Source organism: Spirosoma taeanense, from assembly GCF_013127955.1.
Taxonomy (GTDB): Bacteria; Bacteroidota; Bacteroidia; order Cytophagales; family Spirosomataceae; genus Spirosoma; species Spirosoma taeanense.
This window is the reverse complement of the sequence record NZ_CP053435.1, coordinates 2652645-2671468: the sequence shown is the minus strand read 5'-3', so window position 1 is coordinate 2671468 and position 18824 is coordinate 2652645. Positions and strand designations below refer to the sequence as shown.

At 55.1% G+C, this 18824-nt stretch carries 16 protein-coding genes; 7 read left to right on the top strand and 9 right to left on the bottom strand.

The genetic code is table 11. The features are described from left to right. Window positions 1-131 precede the first annotated feature (131 nt). The gene (locus tag HNV11_RS11245; RefSeq protein ID WP_171739756.1) at window positions 132-3107 is read right to left on the bottom strand and encodes a PD-(D/E)XK nuclease family protein; all 2976 of its coding nucleotides are present in this window, start codon (window positions 3105-3107) and stop codon (window positions 132-134) included. An 86-nt stretch (window positions 3108-3193) separates the two neighbouring features. Then, a complete protein-coding gene (gene miaE / locus HNV11_RS11240; RefSeq protein ID WP_171739755.1) occupies window positions 3194-3790 on the bottom strand; it encodes a tRNA-(ms[2]io[6]A)-hydroxylase in 597 nt (198 codons plus the stop codon). A gap of 162 nt (window positions 3791-3952) precedes the next feature. Between miaE and msrA the strand changes: the two genes are divergently transcribed. The 4 genes from msrA to HNV11_RS11220 all read left to right on the top strand — a co-directional run bounded on the left by msrA (window position 3953) and on the right by HNV11_RS11220 (window position 7787). After that, window positions 3953-4630, top strand: coding sequence for a peptide-methionine (S)-S-oxide reductase MsrA (gene msrA, locus HNV11_RS11235; protein ID WP_171739754.1), 678 nt, complete (start codon window positions 3953-3955; stop codon window positions 4628-4630). Window positions 4631-4780: 150 nt separating this feature from the next. Beyond that, the gene (locus tag HNV11_RS11230; protein ID WP_171739753.1) at window positions 4781-5512 is read left to right on the top strand and encodes a hypothetical protein; all 732 of its coding nucleotides are present in this window, start codon (window positions 4781-4783) and stop codon (window positions 5510-5512) included. Between the two features lie 91 nt (window positions 5513-5603). Further along, on the top strand, window positions 5604-6632 hold the full coding sequence (locus tag HNV11_RS11225) for a hypothetical protein (RefSeq protein WP_171739752.1): 1029 nt from the start codon (window positions 5604-5606) through the stop codon (window positions 6630-6632). Between the two features lie 108 nt (window positions 6633-6740). Continuing rightward, entirely contained in the window at window positions 6741-7787 is a 1047-nt protein-coding gene (locus HNV11_RS11220; RefSeq protein ID WP_171739751.1) for a hypothetical protein, read from the top strand. Between the two features lie 102 nt (window positions 7788-7889). Here the strand turns inward: HNV11_RS11220 and HNV11_RS11215 are convergent, their stop codons facing one another. The 4 genes from HNV11_RS11215 to HNV11_RS11200 all read right to left on the bottom strand — a co-directional run bounded on the left by HNV11_RS11215 (window position 7890) and on the right by HNV11_RS11200 (window position 11826). Further along, window positions 7890-8384, bottom strand: coding sequence for a DUF4126 family protein (locus tag HNV11_RS11215; RefSeq protein ID WP_171739750.1), 495 nt, complete (start codon window positions 8382-8384; stop codon window positions 7890-7892). Window positions 8385-8428: 44 nt separating this feature from the next. Then, window positions 8429-9517, bottom strand: coding sequence for an NAD(P)-dependent alcohol dehydrogenase (locus tag HNV11_RS11210; protein ID WP_171739749.1), 1089 nt, complete (start codon window positions 9515-9517; stop codon window positions 8429-8431). Window positions 9518-9585: 68 nt separating this feature from the next. After that, window positions 9586-10635 carry an SDR family NAD(P)-dependent oxidoreductase gene (locus tag HNV11_RS11205; RefSeq protein ID WP_171739748.1) on the bottom strand — a complete coding sequence of 350 codons (1050 nt, stop codon included), beginning with the start codon at window positions 10633-10635 and terminating at the stop codon, window positions 9586-9588. A gap of 33 nt (window positions 10636-10668) precedes the next feature. After that, a complete protein-coding gene (locus HNV11_RS11200) occupies window positions 10669-11826 on the bottom strand; it encodes a zinc-dependent alcohol dehydrogenase (RefSeq protein WP_171739747.1) in 1158 nt (385 codons plus the stop codon). A 208-nt stretch (window positions 11827-12034) separates the two neighbouring features. Here HNV11_RS11200 and HNV11_RS11195 point away from each other — a divergent pair, with 208 nt between their 5' ends. The 3 genes from HNV11_RS11195 to HNV11_RS11185 are packed head-to-tail and all read left to right on the top strand — an operon-like array spanning window position 12035 to window position 14862. Beyond that, window positions 12035-12730 (top strand): hypothetical protein, encoded by a 696-nt coding sequence (locus tag HNV11_RS11195; RefSeq protein ID WP_171739746.1) that lies wholly within the window; start codon window positions 12035-12037, stop codon window positions 12728-12730. Continuing rightward, window positions 12684-14360, top strand: coding sequence for a S8 family peptidase (locus tag HNV11_RS11190; RefSeq protein ID WP_171739745.1), 1677 nt, complete (start codon window positions 12684-12686; stop codon window positions 14358-14360). The genes HNV11_RS11195 and HNV11_RS11190 overlap by 47 nt, the downstream gene beginning before the upstream one ends. Window position 14361: 1 nt before the next feature. Beyond that, window positions 14362-14862: an O-acetyl-ADP-ribose deacetylase gene (locus HNV11_RS11185; protein ID WP_171739744.1), complete on the top strand. Its 501-nt coding sequence runs from the start codon at window positions 14362-14364 to the stop codon at window positions 14860-14862. A gap of 12 nt (window positions 14863-14874) precedes the next feature. Here the strand turns inward: HNV11_RS11185 and HNV11_RS11180 are convergent, their stop codons facing one another. From HNV11_RS11180 to HNV11_RS11170, 3 genes are read right to left on the bottom strand one after another with little or no spacing between them, the layout of a single operon-like run. Then, window positions 14875-16344 carry a TolC family protein gene (locus HNV11_RS11180; protein ID WP_240163939.1) on the bottom strand — a complete coding sequence of 490 codons (1470 nt, stop codon included), beginning with the start codon at window positions 16342-16344 and terminating at the stop codon, window positions 14875-14877. Continuing rightward, window positions 16341-17699 (bottom strand): HlyD family secretion protein, encoded by a 1359-nt coding sequence (locus HNV11_RS11175; protein WP_171739743.1) that lies wholly within the window; start codon window positions 17697-17699, stop codon window positions 16341-16343. The genes HNV11_RS11180 and HNV11_RS11175 overlap by 4 nt, the downstream gene beginning before the upstream one ends. Then, window positions 17692-18708, bottom strand: a complete 1017-nt coding sequence (locus HNV11_RS11170) for an ABC transporter transmembrane domain-containing protein (protein ID WP_171739742.1) — start codon at window positions 18706-18708, stop codon at window positions 17692-17694. The genes HNV11_RS11175 and HNV11_RS11170 overlap by 8 nt, the downstream gene beginning before the upstream one ends. Window positions 18709-18824 lie beyond the last annotated feature (116 nt).

The following is an 18824-nucleotide window of genomic DNA, read 5'->3' as shown; positions in this document are numbered from 1 at the left end:
TTTTATTTACCAATTTTGGCTCACTTGCTGATCTGACAGACAGCATCAGGTATTGCTTTTTCAATTCAGGTTGTATTCAAAACTGGAAAGGCTGGTCGCGCTACGACCAGCCTTTTTTTATAGACGTGTTTTTACCGCCCGCAAATGCCCTTATAATCACAGTATTGGCAGGTTTCGAGCTGGTCGGTCTTGCGGAACGGTTTGTCAACGTCGAGCATTTGCTGGATCATTTCCCGCAGTAAATTCTCCGAATTGATAATGTACTGCGCCGGGCTGTCGTCGTCTCCGAACACAACCGGGTTTGTTTTGAAGCCACCCTTTACGTCGCGGAAGGAATAGAACCCAGCCTCAACCGGTAGCCCGGCGGCTGGATAAATGTCTCGTTTGGCTTTGTCGCGAGGTAGTCCGCCATGTTGACTAATATTTTTTAGCGCCAGATACCGATAAAGCCATAGCTGCCGCATTTTATCGTTCTTACCGTCGCTCAGGAGCTTTTCGGCCAGGTCGCGGGGGGCGTTTCCGGGCAGTTCAACCTTACCGGTTTTGTAGTCCACAATCCGAATCTGATCCCCGTACCGTTCGATCCGGTCAATTTTCCCGGCAATACGCACCCGCAGAGGTTCGCTTCCTTCGATAGGTACCGTCAGGTAGGTTTCAAGCGTCTGTTCGGTGCCGATGACGGTGAGTCCGGCGAGCTGGGCTTGCTGCCGCTGAAAATCCAGCATGAGCTTCCGGGCCATATCATACAGCAGCAGGTTCATCCCCGACTCGATGACGCGGCCCTTCATGTGCGTTGAAAACTCTTCCTGTAGTAACTGCACAATAATCCCTTCGTCAATCGGCCGGTTCTGCAGGTGATATTCCAGGTCCAGCCGCTCCAGAACCTTATGCAGCCAGTTTCCGAAATCGGCCGCACCCATTTTTTCTTCAATGTCATCCTCTTCACTGACGCCCACAATCCGGCTGAAATAAAACCGCATAGAGCAGGAAACGAACTGATTGAGATAGGACGGATAAAGTCCTTTAGTTGTCAGCAGCCTGATCAGGTCTGCCCGGATGGCCTCGGTTTTAGGCACCTGCAGGTCCGTCAGGTCGGGGATTTTTTCGTGACCCGGCCGACCAAAGCGTACTGTTGGCTGACTGATCCGGATGCGTCCGTTTGACCTGGGCACCAGTTCATGCTGAATCTGTCGGATGAACCGACTGCGCTCGCCCTTGCTGCTGCCGTACGCGTCCGTCGAAGTCGTGTAAAGCATGACTACCTCACTGGCACGCTGCAGCAGCCGATAAAAATGGTAGGCCATGACAGCTTCCTGCTCGCGATAGGTCGGCAGGTGCAGTTCCAGGGCAATGTCGAACGGAATCAGGGAGTTCTGTTTACGGGACTGCGGTAGAACGCCCTCGTTGACCGACAGGATAATAACCCGCTCGAAATCCAGGGCCCGCGTTTCGAGCATACCCATCACCTGCAACTGGCTTCGGCCTTCGCTTGTAAACGGAATGCTCGTCTGCCGGATCAACTCGTACAGAAACTGCCGAAAACTCCGCACCGTAACGGGTTCGGTTTGTTTTTCCAGGGTCGCTTCGAGCTGTTTGAGCAGCGTGTAAAACAGATACAGATACTCAATTTCGATTGCGTCCTGACTGCTGCGATATACGTCCCGGAAGCGTTCGATGAGCGCATAGAAGGTCTGAATAGCCTTCATCGGCTCCTCGTTGGGCCAGCGTGCGAACAATACCTGAACGAGCGGATCATCCTGACCCAGTTCGCGCATGTCGCTCTCGGTCAGGTAAACGCGCTGCTCTTTCACAATCGTTTTGGCGATCCACTGAAACAGAGGTTCCGGCGGTATGACCTCGCCTTTTTCCGTGACCTGTTCCGCAGACAGCAGATTATGAATCCGCTCGTACTGCTTCACAAACGGATGGTTCAGCAACTTGATCACGTGGCGGTGGTGAAACTTGGGAATCCGCAGATTGCGCCCGTCTTTCGTGCGGAACTCGTGAATGGTACGCTGCATTTCAAACAGCGTATCAACCAGCGTAAACAGCAGCGACGACCGCAGCGACAGGCCCATCGTTACGTTCAGGTCGGTTACGCTCTCATCCAGCGCGTAGAGCACGGGTACCAGCAGCGTTTCGTCGGCCAGAACGATGGCCGTTTTGGGCGCGGTCTGGCCGGACCTTGCGTTCAACGCCTGTTCCTGACTCCAATCCTGGTAAATCCGGCCCGCCACTTTGGCCTGCATACTGGCGTTAGCAACGCCCACGATGCGAATATTTTTCTCGGCACCGAGCAGGTTGTCCGACGAATTGCGGAGGTCTTCATGGTTCTGTTTCGAGAAAAACCAGCCGTTCTCGCGGTATCGTCGCAGGAACGTACCGGCTTCCTGGTGCTTATCGTCCAGATAGTACTGATCGGCATCCCAGATGAGCTCGGCTTTCTGCGCATCGACCAACACGCGGATGATTTGTTCCTCGGCCCGGCTCAGCGCGTTGAAGCCCACGAAATACACCCGCTCATAAGCCAGGTTATCGCGGATCAGCGACTCGACGTTGTCGGCCAGCAGGCGGTAAGCCATGCCCCGGTAGGCCAGTCCCTGCCGCGCCAGACGCTCCTGCAGGGCGTGATAGGCCGTATTCAGGTTTTCAAACAGCTTAAAATAGCGCGATGTACCGGGCGTTTCGGTAACGGGCCGGGTCGGCTGATCGACCTGCCAGCGTTCCAGGGCTTTGGCGGCTGTCAGGTAATTGAATAATTCAGCGGTATTAATCAGGTACTGATCAATCCGGTCGAAATCAGCCAGCAGCACCGACGCCCAGCCGATGAACTGCTCGAACTCCACCTGCGGGTCAATGACTTTGAAAACATCGTAAAGCTCGAACAGCAGACTAACCGAATCAATCAGCTGCACCCCGGCGGCCTGGGTAATAAAGTCATCGACGGCCAGCGTATGGGGGGCCAGAAACGGTCGCTCCGACAGGGACGCCAGTTCGTCAAGAAATACTGAAACAGCCCGGCGCGTTGGCAGAATAACCCAAACGTCGCTTAAGCTGGGACCGTGGGTTTCGAAGATGCGCTGGGCGGTTTGTTGAAGAAACGTCATTCAGGGGGTAATACAGGAGTCACTAGTAAAGGTACAACATGTCCTCTACTGACCGGCTCAGAATTTATGGACAAGTGCAAGTATTTTCAGTGCATCCGGTCGCCCCGCACTTCCAGATTCGCCATAATATCGGCTTCCACCGCCAGGAATTCTTTCCAGCGTTCGCGGACGCGCTCGGCGGGCAGGTAGGTTTCGGCCAGTTCGATGAAGTTGCGGTAATGACCCGCTTCCGAGATCATCAGTTCGCGGTAAAACTTCTGCAGCCCTTCGTCGGCGATGTGTTCGGAGAGCAGTTTAAAACGCTCGCAACTCCGGGCTTCAATCAAGGCGTTGATGAGCAGATTGTCCATTAACTGCTCGTTCTGGTCGCCGGTAGATCGGCGCAGGCGACTCCGTAACTGATTGACGTATAAATCTTTACGTTGCCGTCCCAGCGGAATATTCCGCTTGCGCAGCTCTTTCAGCACCCGCTGAAAATGCCCCCATTCTTCGGCCACAACGGGCGTCAATGTTTCAACAAGAGTTTCTTTGTCGGAATAGCTGACGATGAGCGAAATGCAGGACGACGCGGCTTTCTGTTCGCAGTAGGCGTGATCAATCAGGATGTCGCCGATGTTCATTTCGGCAATATTGACCCAGCGTGGGTCAGTTGGCAGTTCGAGACCTAACGTAGTTAGCGACATGGATAAAGGGCAGAAAACCGGTTCAGCACAAAATTACCAAAAATGACTTTGGGTCGCTGTATTACGGACTCCAATCCAGCAAACACCGGCTATGCGTTACGTTACAATCAGCGCAACCTACGGACTGGGTTTGGTGTTAGGTTGGTATAACCAGTTTTGTTTATGTTCACCCGATTCACTCAGCTTCTTTACGTTACCTTACTGAGTTGCCTGCTGCTGACTGGCTGCAACCAGCAACCCACCACCAACACCGTTAAAGATACGCGTCCGGCAACGCTGCCTCAACTGCAGCCCGGCGAGGCCGTCGCTACGTTTGCCGGTGGCTGTTTCTGGTGTTTGGAAGAAGAACTGCAACTGCTGAAAGGCGTTCGCGAAGTCGTGTCCGGTTACGCAGGAGGTGATCTCGAAAACCCGACGTATGAGCAGGTCGGCACCGACCAGACGGGCCATGCCGAGTCCGTTCAGGTTTATTACGACCCGAAGGTGATCTCCTACGATGTCCTGTTGGATGGGTTCTTTGCGGGACACGATCCCACCACGCCCAACCGCGAAGGTCCCGATGTGGGCACGCAGTACCGCTCGATCGCCTTCTACCGTACGCCCGACGAAAAAGTGCGTATCGAAGCCGCCATTCAGCGCGAAAACGCGTCAGAACACCATCAGGATCGAATCGTTACGCAGGTGGTGCCCTTTAAGGCGTTCTACCCGGCGGAGGTGTATCACCAGGGCTATTACCGTCTGCACCCCGATGAACTTTATATCCGCAAAGTTTCACAGCCCAAGGTTGAGGAGTTCCGGGAACGTATGGCGAAGTGGCTGAAACCCGAAGCCGTACAATAACCAAAGCCTGTGGCGACTCTGGTGAAAATTACGCTCACAACGTCAAAATCGCCATTTCCACAGTCCCACAACCGTTCGACTTAAACGAGTATTGATGGATTGCGGGGAACCTCGTAACATTGTTCAGTCTTTCACCAACGACTGACGCCCATGCCCGAATCCGATCAATCTCTTGGCCGAAAAATTCTGAGTTTTTTCATTAAGGAAGAAGACCCTGCGGGGACCGCTGCGGGAACGCCACCCACTGGTTCCCCGGCCCCACCCCGCCCGGCAGGCAGTACGGCACCCGCCAGCGCATCACCAGCCGGACGACCCGCTGAAGCACCGACAGGCGCACCACCGGGTTCGGCAACGCCGGGCACTATCGATCCGAAATTTGCCGAGCATTTTGCGAGTGTGCTGGCTCAGCATAACCCGCCTGGCCCCGATTATTTCGAGTTTCGCGAAACGCTCCGCAGCTTGGGCAACCTGGGTCTGACCGAAGAAAAGCAGTATCAGGCCGCCTGGGCAAGTTTCAAAGCCCTGGGGGGTCCCGCCGACGCATCGGTGCTGACCAATACGGCTAACCAATACGTAACGGTCCTGGCTAAAGATCGGGAAGCATTTGCGCGGAGTGTCGAAGCAACGCTGGCGGAGCGCGTTGGCGGGCTGCAGAGCGAACAGAAACGACTGCAATCTGAAAACGAAGCCCTCGCCAGGCAGCTGCTGGAAATTCAGCAACGGATCGACGCCAACGCCAGCCGGCTGAACGCCATTGGGGGCGAAATTTCAGAGCAGAGCGCCAAGATTACGCAGAACCGACAGAACTACGACGTAACGTTTGCGCACTTCACCGATCAGATTAAAGGCGATATCGCCAAAATAACGCAGTACCTTAGATAGGTAAACCGGCTGGATTAGCGGTTCAGTTGGTTTTCCGGCTTAACCTTGCAACCTTATACCGATATACACGGCAAACGACTAATTTAAACAAATGGCTACTCCTGACTTTTCTCAACTTGGCGGCAGTGCGGACGTGGAAAAACGATCGTTCTGGAGCCGTCCCGAGGGTATGCTCGGTATGATTGTGCTGGCCGGTGTGGCTGGCTTAGGTCTGGTTTATTTTAACCGGATCGTTGAGTTTCTGATCCGGGCCACGTCGAACATACTGGAACTGGCGCTCTTGCTGGGCGTACTGGCTGTCCTGATTTTCCTGTTCACCAGCCGCGATGTCCGCACGGCGGTGTTCTTTCTGTTCAAGTCGCTGATGCGCAGTCTTACGGGGACGGTGATTCAACTGAACCCGATTGCCATCATGAAGATTTATATCGACGATCTTAAAAAGAAGCGGCAGCAGATGCAGGGTCAGATTGATACGCTGGCCGGACAACTGGTTAAGCTCAACAAGAAGATCAGCGAGAACAACGAAGCGATCAAGCAGAAGTTTGCGGAAGCAAACAAAGCCAACTCCATGAGCGACAAGCCCGGTATGCGCGAGTCGGCCCAGTTGGCGACCATTGAGGGCGCGGGTCTGCAGGAGATGAACGAAAAACTCCTGCCGCTCCAGCGCAACATGAAAACGGTGCTGGCCTTCATGGAAAAAGTGAACCAGAGCGCCGACTACATCATCAAGGAGACCGAAATCAAGGTGCGCCTGAAGGAAACCGAGTACCAGATTGTGAAGGAGAGCTCGAACGCCCTCAAAACGGCCGTCAGCATTTTTAAGGGCGACCCCGACAAACGGTTTTACTTCGACCAGTCGATGGAGTATATCCAGGATGATATGAGCCAGAAACTGGGCGAGATGAAGCGGGCGATGGACCTTTCGATGGACTTCATCAACGGCGTCGACATCCAGAACGGCATTCTGTCGGACAAAGGCGAGGCCTTGCTGGAAGCTTACAACAAAGGTGAGTTTAGGATAGTCCAGCTGGATGCGCCAACGGCGAACCCGATAACTGCGCCAAGGCCGGGAGAGATCAATCCGCCCAAAGATGCTGGCTACCGGAATCTTTTAGATTAACTGCGAAAGAGTGAATGAGTGAAAGAGCGCTTAGCTGATGTCTGTTTCGCTCTTTCGCTCATTCACTCTTTCGCTAACTCGTTCTTTCACCCTTTCACTCTTTATCACATGCAACGTTTAACCGTGGCCGGCAGGCTGCTTATCACGGCCCTGATTGTGGCCGCTATTTTCTTCGGGTTTCAATACTTTGGTGGCAACAAAGCCCTGCGTAAACTCGCCCCTCAACGGGATGCTACCCCTACCGTCAATGAGGCTGAAAACATTCCACGACCGAACGATCCGGCCGTCGCATCCGATGTGGCGACGGAGAACCAGTCGGAAGCAGGTTCGGCAACCGTCAGCGGTGCCCGGCAAACCTTTACCTACACGCCCCCGGCTCCTCAGAACGGTAAGCTCAAGGGTGTCGTTGAGTTAGGCGCCAGCGGTTTCAACTCGTTCATCATCCGCGTTGATGACCAGAAGAACTGGAAACTCGAAAAGGCCGAGTTCAACAACAGCTTAGTGCTCGAAAACATGGCGAGCCAGGACGACATCCGATCGGGTCTAAAAAATTATATCGGAAAAATGCTCGATTTCGGTGTAGGGGGGCGCGACATTCATTTTGTCGTCAGTTCGGGCGCGGCCAAAGCAGAAGGAACCGCCAAAATAACGCAGGCGCTGAAGTCGCTGAATTACGTCGTCAACACCGTAACGCCGGAGCAGGAAGGTTCGCTGGCGTTACGGTCGGTGCTGCCCGCCGATTATGCCAGCAACTCGTTTGTCGTAGACATTGGCTCGGGCAATACCAAGATTTCGTGGAAAGAGAACGGCTCGACAAAAGCCCTCGAAACGTACGGTGCGAAATACTACCAGAATAATACCAGCGATGAAACCGTAGCCTCGGAAGTTGCTTCGAAAGCCAAACAGATCCCGTCCGATCATCGGAAAACCTGCTTCATTATCGGTGGCGTACCGTTTGAACTAGCCAAGGCCGTTCGGAATGGCAAGGAACGGTATACGGTTCTCGACGCGCCTTCGGCTTATAAACTCGATAACGCCAAATCGAAGGCGGGCCTGAACATTTACAAAGCCATCGCCGACGCGACCGGCTGCGACCAGTTCGTCTTCGACTGGGATGCCAACTTCACGATTGGGTATTTGCTTACGCTGAGATAAACCAGTCAAACTCTACTAAAAAGCGCCGATGGGTTGACCCCATCGGCGCTTTTTATTGGACGAAATACGTTACGCACTCAAACCGCCAGCAGGCCATGCGCTTCAGGCTGACTGCATTCGGGAGTCAATATGGTTGACAACCGACCAACCCGCGCTGATGGTTAGTGCGTCTTCTGCCAAAGCGCCGACCATATCGGGTAATCCCAGATTGTCACTCAGTAACTGTCGCAGATTAAAGAACAGGAACGTAGCCGCAACGGCACCCAGTCCACCCGCCACGGCGCCCAACGGACTCGACTGCCCTTCCACCTCGCTCACAAAAGCTCCGCAGGTAGCCCCCGATGCAATCCGCGTAATTAACAGAGGTGCCTTCGTACGGTTAGGGGCATTCGGCAGCTTATCGGCTATGATTTCGCCACCGGCCAGCACCTTCAGCGCCATGGACACCGGCGGTTGGGCCAGCCAGTGAATCGGCTTCTGAGGTTCTTTGGCCGGGATCGTCCGGACCAGTTTATGACTGAGCAGCGCTGGTGCCGTCAGCGTCCGCATACCCGCAATCAGACCGATCTGAAATGCTTTGAAATAAGTTCTTATCATGGGGTTTCCTGTCAGAATTGACTAAAGAGACTGGGATGAGGCTATCATTCTTCGTCTTTGAGCGACTGCATATCAATTACGTATCGAAACCGAACGTCGTTATCCAGCATTCGGTCGAACGCCTTGTTGATATCCTGGATGGGAATCAGTTCTACGTCGGGCAGGATAGAATGTTCAGCGCAGAAATCCAGTACTTCCTGTGTTTCGCGGATACCGCCAATGACCGAGCCCGCGATTGATCGCCGATGCAGCGCAACCTCCATGTTGTTGGTCGGGCCTTTAAACGGGCCCAGCACACCGACCACCACCAGGGCTCCGTCGCGTTTGAGCATCTTGACATACGGGTTGATATTATACGGGTCCGGAATCGTGCTCAGGATCAGGTTGAACGTCAGTTCATGCGCTTTCATGGTCTCTTTATCGGTCGACAGAATAACCTCGTGTGCGCCCATAGCCTCGGCAGCCGCCCGCTTATCTTCCGTATGCGTAATCACGCTTATCTGAGCGCCCATGGCCTTAGCCAGTTTGACAGCCATGTGGCCCAGACCGCCCATACCCACTACGCCGACCTTATCACCAGGTTTGGTATTCCAGTGCCGCAGGGGTGAATAGGTCGTTATACCGGCGCACAGGATGGGGGCAGCCGCCTTGATGTCGAGTTTATCGGGAATTCGCAGCACGAACGATTCTTTCACGACCAGCGTCGTGGAGTAGCCACCGAAGGTGTTGTAGCCAGTCCCGTTGGGTTTTATGTACCCGTTATACGTGGCTGTCCAGCTGACCGGTCCTTCGCAGTACTGCTCTTCGCCTTCAACGCACGATCGGCACTTGCCGCACGAGTCGACTATGCAGCCCACACCCACTATATCGCCCACACTGAATTTCGTTACTCCACTGCCGACCTGAACCACCCTGCCAACAACCTCATGGCCGGGAACACACGGATAGATGGTGTTTCCCCAATCATTCTTTACCTGATGCAGATCGGAATGACAGACTCCGCAATACAGAATGTCGATCAGAACCTCGTCGGCTTTCGGTGCCTTCCGCTCAATATCCATGCGGGACAGACTGCTCAGCCGATCAATCAGAGTCGCTTTTGCGCCGTATGCTTTAGTCTTGATGGTCTCCATAGCTCATAAATCAACCGTTACGCTCCCAGACAGGCTGCCCGGAACGGAACGGCTGACCTCATAACAGTTTATGCGAGAGCTTCCTCGACTGTTGATTTCGCGTTGTGGTAAGCTCCTTTGACGGAATCTACTACAGAGTCTACCGCATTACTGGCTGATTGACTGGCTTTATGGGCTTTGTAACGATATCGGGCCTGATCGTAGGCACTGACCGGCAGCAGCGAACGATTGCATGACAGCACCCAGAGACCACCCAGCACGGCCACAACGCCCACGGCCAGCGCAATCGCGGTTGCCTGCTTCTGCTGCTGGTCGGCCTGCTCCTTCGGCATCATGTCTTTACGTACGCTGGCCGCTACCATTGGGTCGGGCAGGATATGCGACATGGCCACCCGCGCTTTGTTCATCCAGCCCGCCACAACATGATCCTGCCCACTCATCAGGGCTTCGTAACCCGCTTTGGCTACGTCGGCAGGGCTGGCCGTTTTGTTGGGATCGGCTCCTTTGGCCTCCGTGGCGCCAGCCACCTTGAAGAAGTTGGTATTGGTGGCCCCCGGCATAAGCACTGTAACCGTTACGTTCGTGCCCTTAAGCTCATTCCGAATGGCCTCCGAGAACGACTTGATAAACGCTTTGGTGGCACCATACACAGCCATCATTGGGTTAGGCGCCACCGATACTTCGGAGCCCAGCATCAGAATTTTGCCATCGTTGCGGCTGACCATGTCCTTCAGATACAGCTTGGTCAGGTGCATCAGCGCTACGGCATTTACCTGCACGATGCTTAATTCCTTTTGCAGGTCGGTCTCAGTGGCAAACAGGCCATACTCGCCGAAACCCGCGTCATTCACCAGAACATCAATCTGAAGTCCCTGCTGGCTGGTTTCGCTGTAAATTTCCTCGGGAGCCTTCGGGTCGGCCAGATCTTTGTTCAGGATGGTTGTCTGCGTACCGTACTGGTTGTGGAAGTTACTGGCCAGTTGGTCCAGGCTATCCTGATCGCGTCCCACCAGAACCAGGTTATACCCGTCTTTCGCAAAGAGTCGGGTGAGTTCGCGGCCGATGCCGCTGCTGGCGCCCGTAATGAGGGCTGTTTTGCCATTTTTATGTTCTACCATCGTTGAGTTAGTTTATGAGTTCCTACTACGCCTTTAAGGCTTCAGGATGACCTTTGTGCAGTCGTCTTCTTTCTTCTTGAAGATATCGTAACCCCGTGAGATTTCGGACAGCGGCAGGATGTGCGACACGATATCGTCCAGCACGACTTTACCCTGCACGACCAGATCCAGCAGGTGATCGATGTTTTTGTGTACCTGCGACTGACCGTAGCGAACCGTCAGGCCCTTGTCGAAAATGCGACCTACCGGGTAGTTGTCGGTGGGCGAACCATACACCCCAACCACCGATACGATACCACCCCGGCGCACCGCCCGGAAACATTGCTCCAGCACGCTGACCGTTCCTTTTTCCAGGTTCAGAACCGCTTTGGCTTTATCCAGAACAGTTCGGTGTGCTTCCATCCCGACCGCGTCCACACAAAGGTCAGGACCGCGACCTTCGGTCATGCTGCGGAGCGCTTCAATGACATCCACATCGTTCGGATTGAGCGTTTCCACGTTGTTGACCCGCTTCGCCCGTTCCAGCCGGTAGTTCAGGGGGTCAATGGCAATGACCCGTCCGGCGCCCTGCAGCCAGGCCGACTTCTGCGCCATTAAACCGACGGGACCGGAGCCGAAAATAGCGACCGTTTCGCCCCCTCTCAACTCGCCCCACTCAATGGCGCTCCAGCCCGTGGGAAAAATGTCGGTCAGAAACAGCACCTGTTCGTCCTTGAGCGTTTCGGGAACGTGGCGCAGGCTGTAGTCGGCGAAAGGTACCCGAACGTACTCGGCCTGCCCCCCGTCATAACCGCCATAAAGATCAGAATACCCGAACAGCCCCCCGCCTTTTTCGGTCAGCAGCCCACCATCCGGACCGTAAAACTCGGGATTGGAGTTTTCGCAGTGCATCTGCAGCTGGTGCTGACAGAAATAACACTTACCGCAGGCAATGGTGAAGGGGACCACCACCCGGTCACCTTTTTTCAGGTTGGTCACTTCCGAGCCGGTCTCTTCGACGATGCCCATGAACTCGTGACCCAGCACTTCATTCCGTAACTGGGGTAGAAACCCGTCGTAGATGTGCAGGTCGGAGCCGCAGATGGCGGTGGACGTAATACGCAGAATAACATCGCGCGACTGCTCGATTTTAGGGTCATCCATGGTTTCGTAACGGATGTCGCCTACTTTGTGGAATACGGCTGCTTTCATGCGAAGCGATAGAAAGTTGAGTTAGTCACCAGGCCGATACCCTTGTCCGTAGACAGAACAACCGCCTTAAATTCGTAACGACTCTGCTTCCGATTGGTTTGAATAACTAACTAAATGAGCCGGTTTAGTAGGGTATCAATAAGCTCGTTTTGGCTCGTTAGGTTTCCGGGCAAACCTGTATATTCGGAGATCCATTCACCGTACCTCCATGCTTATCCGTTTTCCGTCCTTCTTCGCTTTACTAAGTCTGCTCCTGTTCGCGGGTTGTCAGACCACTAGTCCAGTCCCCATCGTATCCGATACGGATTTCTTCCCGCTGAAATCCCAGCAGTATATTATTTACGACGTACAGGAACAGCGGTATGCGCTCAATGCGCCCGCCCTGCAGCTGACCTATCAGTTGAAAGAAGTCGTTGGTGACGTGTACAGAGACGTAACCGGCCAGACCGCCTATCGCCTGCTGCGCTACCGTCGTTTGGCCGAAGGTCAGTCGTGGCAGGCCGACTCCGTCTGGTCGGCACGGCTGGTGAACAACGAAGCCATCCGCACTGAAAACGGGCTGGATTTTATCAAGCTGGTGTTTCCGTTCAGCGATCAGTTGCGCTGGAACGGTAATCGACGTAACATCTATGGCGAAGATGCGTATGAACTACGCAACAATCCGCAGCCCTACCGCGTATTAGACAAACAGTTCGACGAAACCGTGACGGTCGTGGCACAGAATGACTCAACGCTGGTTTCGCAGGACAAACGGGTGGAGGTTTACGCCCGGCAGGTCGGGCTTATCTATAAAGAACGGACGCAGTTGCAGTACTGCTCCTCGTCGCCCGCCTGCAGAGGAAAAAATCAGATCGACTATGGCATCCGACAAGTTTACCGCATCCGAACGTATGGGACTGAATAAACCGCGCTGGCTGCTGCTGGCGATGCTACTGGTTCAGCTAACCTGTTTTGGCCAGACGACCCGCAAATACCTGGTTCTGCTGCGCGACAAAACCAATACACCCTATAGCATCGGCCGCCCCGATCAGTTTCTGTCAGCGCGCGCTATCCTGCGTCGACAGAAGCAAAGCATTCCGGTGCTGGAACGTGATCTGCCGGTTGATCCGGCCTACGTAACGCAGCTCCGGCAAACCGGTGCTACGGTCTGGTTTACGTCGCGCTGGCTCAACGCCGTACTGGTTGAATCGACCGACGCTACAATTGCCAGTATTGAAAAACTACCCTTTGTGAAGGGGCTGGAATTTGGCCGGTCGCTCTCCAACGCCCGAATCAGCGCCGATCTTCTGCCCAACCGCCTGACGCCCGTTGCCAGCGCCGATAAACTGGGCAGCATTCAGGCGCTCAACTACGGAAATTCGCTAGCACAGATTACCCAGCTCGGTGCCGACCAGATGCATGAGCAGGGATACCACGGTGAAGGCATGCTGATTGGGGTGCTGGACGCGGGCTTTCTGAACGCCGATAAAGTCAGCTTTCTGCGGCCCCTGTTCACCGAAAACCGGGTGCTGGCCACCTACGATTTTGTCCGAAAGGAGAAAAGTGTTTACGAAGACGATTCCCACGGCCTGGCGTGTTTGTCGGCGATTGCCGCCACCGCCGATAACCAGCTCTACGGCACGGCCTACAAAGCGCAGTTTGTTCTGCTACGTACGGAGGATGTTTTCAGCGAGAGCCGGGTTGAAGAAGCCAACTGGCTCTTCGGGGTGGAATACGCCGACAGCGCGGGCGTTGACATTATCAGTTCGTCGCTGGGCTACACCCAATTTGACGATGCCAGTACCAGTTATACGTACCAGGATCTGAACGGCCGAACGCCCCTGTCGACCCGGGCCGCGCAGATTGCCGCGGAGGTAGGCATGGTGGTTGTGGTGGCAGCCGGCAACGAAGGGGCAGACGCCTGGCATTACCTGTCGGCTCCGTCCGATGCAGTTTCGGCACTGGCTATCGGGGCGGTTACGCAGGTAGGACAACGGGCCAGTTTCAGTTCATTTGGCCCTTCGGCCGATGGACGCGTCAAACCAGACCTGGCCGCGCGCGGGCAGGGAACCATAATTGGCAGTCCGGGCGGACAGATCAGCGCGGGCAATGGCACCTCCTTCGCGACTCCCCTCGTAGCGGGCCTGGCAGCGGGTTTTTGGCAGGCTCACCCGGAACTTACGGCCGGACAGATAACGGATGCCCTGCGTCGGTCGGGCAGTCAGTACAACACCCCCGACGATCTGCTGGGCTACGGGATTCCCAACTTCAGCCGGGCGTCGGCGCTGGCCGAAACGTATAGTCAGTTGCTGTTATATCCAAACCCGTTCAGCGATGCCGAGCCGCTGGCAGTACGCTGGGGAGAACTGGCGCTCAATACCGCGCTCGATGCATCCCTGACCGATCTGACCGGCCGGGTAGTCTGGCGCAACCAGTACGTAACCAGCGGCCTGGATGTATTTGTCCTGCCCAATCTACAACTGTCGGCGGGAATGTATCTTATAACGCTGGTGGCGGGCGACCAGAAGCGAACCATTAAAATCATAAAGCGGTAAGATGGCGACTATCCGGGTTATCCAGGGCGATTTGACGAAACAGGCCGTCGATGCAATTGTGAACGCAGCCAACACCAGCCTGCTGGGGGGCGGGGGTGTTGACGGCGCGATTCATCGGGCGGCCGGACCGGAACTCCTGGCTGAATGCCGAACCCTGAACGGCTGCCGGACTGGCGATGCCAAAATCACCAAAGGTTACCGGCTACCTGCCAAATACGTCATTCATGCGGTGGGGCCGGTCTGGCGGGGTGGCTCGCAGGACGAAGCTGATTTGCTGGCCAGTTGTTACCGAAGGTCGCTCGAACTGGCCGCTGAGCATAATCTGACGAGCATTGCTTTTCCGAACATTAGTACGGGGATCTACGGCTACCCAAAAGAAAAAGCGGCCGACGTAGCTGTTAGCGCCGTCAACCGCTTTCTGGAGCACCCTTCCTCTGTTGAGGAGGTACTCTTCGTTTGTTTCGATGAGGAAAATTATGCCATTTACCAAAGTCGGGTCTGAGCGAGCCTTTCGTTAGCTGCCAGCCTGTTCGCTGGTTCCGGCTACGAAATACAGCTCGGCCACGGCCTTCTGGTATTTAGTTTTCAGCTCCTCCCCTTTCACCCGCAGATCGATCAGCTTGCTTTCCCGGGCGTTGACCAGAAACAGCGAGCTTTCGCCCAGTTCAAACTTCTGCTGCTCGGCCCGTAACAAAAGCTGCTGGTTGCGAATGGTCTGCTCCTGAATAGCGGCTTGTTGCGCCAGTGTCTGCAGTTGATTATAGGCCGACTGTACGGTGTTGGTAATGAGCCGACCCGCGTGCTGACGTTCCAGCCCGACCTGCCGGTTTTTGACCTGAACCTCCCGCAATTTTCCCCGCTCTTTGCGCAGGAATAGCGGAAAAACAAAATCAACGCCGATTTTATGGTTCTGCGGCCGAAGCGAATAATAGCTCGTCCAGTCGTAGCTGACATCGGCCGTTGGCGTTCGGCTGAGCATACTGGCGTTCAGAACAATCTGGGGCTGGAGCATAGCCCGCCGAAACCGTTCCTCCAGGCTAAGCTGGCGGGTCTTGACGTCGAGCTTCAGCAGATCGGGGTGCTGCTGGGCAGCCCGGTCAAGCAGGCTCTGTAAGGTCGCTTCGCTGAGGGTTACCAGCGCGAGTTCCTGCGGTATGGCCGATTTAGGCAATTCAACCGGCTGTCCATCGGCATTCCACAGAAACGAACTTACCCGCAGGCGGGCATTCTGCTCTTCTACCTCTGCCTGCTGGCGCTGAACCAGCCGATCCTGTACTGTAATCAGAGCTTCGGTCGTGTCAATGATGGCGGCATCTCCCAGCAGGGCCCGTTCGCGCAGGGCCCGGAACCGGCGCTCGGCCAGTTCATGTCCTTCGGTCAGCAGCCGTTGCTGCTGGTGAGCCAGAAACCACTCCCAATACGTTTTGGCCGCGTCGAATAAAGTTTTATTGATTAGTTTGAGCCGGTCGGCCTCGGCCAGATTCTGCACCAGCCGCGCCTGACGAACCGCATTACGCCGGGTATCCATCAGCAGTCCCTGCCCAACCGGTACGCTTATGCCTACCCCCGACAAGCCCGATGCCGGCACCTTCTCTTCGGGGTTGAGGTAAGTTCCCGTGTTGCGGTCGTAGGATATATTCAGGTCAATGCCTCCCGGCCAGAGGGGCACGGCCAGTTTGCTTTGCCAGCGTTCGTAGTAAAGCTGATTCCCGAACTCCTTGCGGTCGTAGAATGACGTCAATTTCGGGTCAAAGGCGCCCCGCGCCTGTACGAGTACCTGCCGCGCTTCCTCACCGAACAGATCGGCCTGCTTGACCAGCGGGTGATTCTGCCGGATCAGTTCGTAAAAAACCGGTGCCGGGAAAACGGCGGAATCCGGCTGCATAGCTGAGTCAGACTGGCGGGAAAATCCCGGCGCGGCCATCAGACCGTAACACAACAGCCCGAAAACCAGCCTCCCGAACGGGTACATACGCGTTCTCATTTTTTCGCTCCTTTCTCTTCGTTCGGCTCTTTTTGCAGACTCGGCGGGAAGCCGTTCAGTAGCCGCCAGAGCTCGTACCAGATCGGCACATCGTCGAGCATGACCCAGCCATAAACCCGTGAGCCAACGCGCAACTGCTCCGGCCAGGGCTGATCGTTCTGGGTTGCTTTAGGCGTAACCAGCAGCCGGTACGTACCGTTGGGATTGCTGACAGCATCAATTACGGCAACCTCACCGCCAAACGTCCCTACCGCCACCAGCGGCCAGCCCGAAAACTGAACGGCCGGCCAGCCGTCAAATTCTAAGCGCACGGCGCGCCCGCGCTGGATCAGCGGTACGTCCATGGCCCGAACCGAGAGTTCCACCGCCAGTTGAGGATTCTCAGGCTGCAGCGTTGCGATGGACTCGCCCTCCTTAATGGTTTCGCCAATACCCGCTTTCAGCGCCCGCACCACGTAGCCAGACTGCGGAGCCCGTACTACGTATAGCCCCTGCCGGACGGAAACGCTGCTGATTTTATTCTGCAGCTTCGAAATTTCGCCATCGGCGTCGGCGCGGTACGAGACTGCCGAACTTCGATCCGAAAGTGTCTTGGCTACCTTTTCCTGGTAATCGGCCTGGATCGTGCTGAGGTCAAGCCGGGCATTGATCAGCTCCTGCCGCGACACGTTCAGTTTGTTCTCCTGAGCTACTACCTTCGCGACATCCTCCTGTACTTTCAGTCGACGGGCTTCCAGATCCGTCAGCGAGAACAGGCCGTTTTTGTAACCTTTCTCATAGCGGTCGAGCCGGTCGAGGGCGATCTGGTAATTTTTCCGGATGGATACCAGATCAGCGCTGTCGCTGACGACCTTGAATTCACTCTGGCGAACCTTGTTGCGGGCAGCGGCCAGTTTGACCCGCAGACCGCTTTCCAGCGCTGTCAACTGGCTGTTCAGGGCCGCAATCTTGGCTTCCGATGCGCTCCGGCTACCCTGCTTGGCCGTCAACTGCTCGTCCAGTCGCTGCTGAAGATTCGGGTCGAAGTAATCGTCTTTAATATCAGAGATCACCAGCAGCGTATCGCCTTTGCTGACCCGTTGCCCTTCCCGGATGGCCCAGCGTTCTATCCGGCCCGGAATGGCATTCTGCACCGTCTGCGGCCGGTCCTGGGGCGTCAATGCCGTTACAGCACCCTCGCCATTGATGTTCTGCTGCCAGGGCAGAAACATAATGAGAAGCGATAGCGCCAGCAGCGCCAGCATCCAGCGTCCCAGCCGTCGTCCGCCGTTAGGCTGAGGCAGATTTTTTAATGTTCGGAGGGGATAGTGCTTAAGCAAGGCTTCATCTACCCGTTGCCGTGACAGGTTAAGCATGGTCCGTTTCAGTTTCTAGTGGCAGGTCAGTTACGCTCCCGATTTTTTCAACGGCCGTCAGCAGATCGAATACGGTATCAATACCCGACAGCAGCTTATCAACCGAACTCGTAATCAGAACAATCACTAACTCCGAGGCCACAAACTGCCCCAGCGTCATCTCCCGGCCCACCACGAGCGTAGTACCCAGAATGAGCAGGCCGGCCGTGATCAGCGTTTTGAAGGCCAGACCATTGTAAAATATCCGTTTCAGCACGCCAAAATGCTGCTGCCGATTCTTCAGATAATTCGTCACCAACGCATCCATATGGTCAATCAGTTCAAGCTGATCGGCCGAGCCGTTAGCGGTTCGGTAGCGGTAACCAGGCAGGTCACGGGCAATGTCTTCCAGATAAGCAACCACCTTGTATTTGTCCTTCGATTCGCGCAGACTCGTCCGTAATCCTGCCGGACCACTGATCAATACAATTCCCGTTACGGCCAGCAGCGTAAACAAACCGAACGCCAGAAACACGGGGTGATAAAACGACAGCAGAATAATGCCGAACAGAATCTGCATCGCTGCCGCTGTCAGGTCGATCAGCAGTTTCGGCAGACCCTTCTGAATGGTCATCACATCAAAAAACCGGTTCATCAATTCGGGCGGGTAATAACCGCCGAAACTTTCGGGCTGGATACGCGGCAGGCGGTAAGCAAATTCAAAAGCCGCTTTGGCGAAAATGCGCTGCTGCAAAATCTCAACCAGAACCATCTGGCCAATCAGCAACAGACCGGCTATGATAACGCCGGCAATGACCAGTCCGATGAGCACGTAGACAGAACTGAACACCAGCCCACCCGACACCAGGTTAAAAACAGCCTGAATGCCCAGCGGCAGAGACAGACTGATAATACCGGTTACGATGGCGTACAGATAGATGTACCCAATATCTTTTTTTTCATTCGACAGAAGCCGGAATAGCCGTTGCACAGGCGACGGTGGCGACTCAATTGCTTCGATAACTGCCATAAGACAAGTGCTATTATGATTGATAGTATAACTATCATTTATACAAACATAACTTTTAACCATAAAAGTTTGTTATTTGGCAGCTGAATTTTAGTCGAAAGGACAACCGGCTGGAT

Excerpts from the sequence above, each read along its gene's own strand:
- HNV11_RS11245 (WP_171739756.1), bottom strand. The coding sequence starts at position 3,107 with ATGACGTTTCTTCAACAAACCGCCCAGCGCATCTTCGAAACCCACGGT.
- miaE (WP_171739755.1), bottom strand. The coding sequence starts at position 3,790 with ATGTCGCTAACTACGTTAGGTCTCGAACTGCCAACTGACCCACGCTGG.
- msrA (WP_171739754.1), top strand. The coding sequence starts at position 3,953 with ATGTTCACCCGATTCACTCAGCTTCTTTACGTTACCTTACTGAGTTGC.
- HNV11_RS11230 (WP_171739753.1), top strand. The coding sequence starts at position 4,781 with ATGCCCGAATCCGATCAATCTCTTGGCCGAAAAATTCTGAGTTTTTTC.
- HNV11_RS11225 (WP_171739752.1), top strand. The coding sequence starts at position 5,604 with ATGGCTACTCCTGACTTTTCTCAACTTGGCGGCAGTGCGGACGTGGAA.
- HNV11_RS11220 (WP_171739751.1), top strand. The coding sequence starts at position 6,741 with ATGCAACGTTTAACCGTGGCCGGCAGGCTGCTTATCACGGCCCTGATT.
- HNV11_RS11215 (WP_171739750.1), bottom strand. The coding sequence starts at position 8,384 with ATGATAAGAACTTATTTCAAAGCATTTCAGATCGGTCTGATTGCGGGT.
- HNV11_RS11210 (WP_171739749.1), bottom strand. The coding sequence starts at position 9,517 with ATGGAGACCATCAAGACTAAAGCATACGGCGCAAAAGCGACTCTGATT.
- HNV11_RS11205 (WP_171739748.1), bottom strand. The coding sequence starts at position 10,635 with ATGGTAGAACATAAAAATGGCAAAACAGCCCTCATTACGGGCGCCAGC.
- HNV11_RS11200 (WP_171739747.1), bottom strand. The coding sequence starts at position 11,826 with ATGAAAGCAGCCGTATTCCACAAAGTAGGCGACATCCGTTACGAAACC.
- HNV11_RS11195 (WP_171739746.1), top strand. The coding sequence starts at position 12,035 with ATGCTTATCCGTTTTCCGTCCTTCTTCGCTTTACTAAGTCTGCTCCTG.
- HNV11_RS11190 (WP_171739745.1), top strand. The coding sequence starts at position 12,684 with ATGGCATCCGACAAGTTTACCGCATCCGAACGTATGGGACTGAATAAA.
- HNV11_RS11185 (WP_171739744.1), top strand. The coding sequence starts at position 14,362 with ATGGCGACTATCCGGGTTATCCAGGGCGATTTGACGAAACAGGCCGTC.
- HNV11_RS11180 (WP_240163939.1), bottom strand. The coding sequence starts at position 16,344 with ATGAGAACGCGTATGTACCCGTTCGGGAGGCTGGTTTTCGGGCTGTTG.
- HNV11_RS11175 (WP_171739743.1), bottom strand. The coding sequence starts at position 17,699 with ATGCTTAACCTGTCACGGCAACGGGTAGATGAAGCCTTGCTTAAGCAC.
- HNV11_RS11170 (WP_171739742.1), bottom strand. The coding sequence starts at position 18,708 with ATGGCAGTTATCGAAGCAATTGAGTCGCCACCGTCGCCTGTGCAACGG.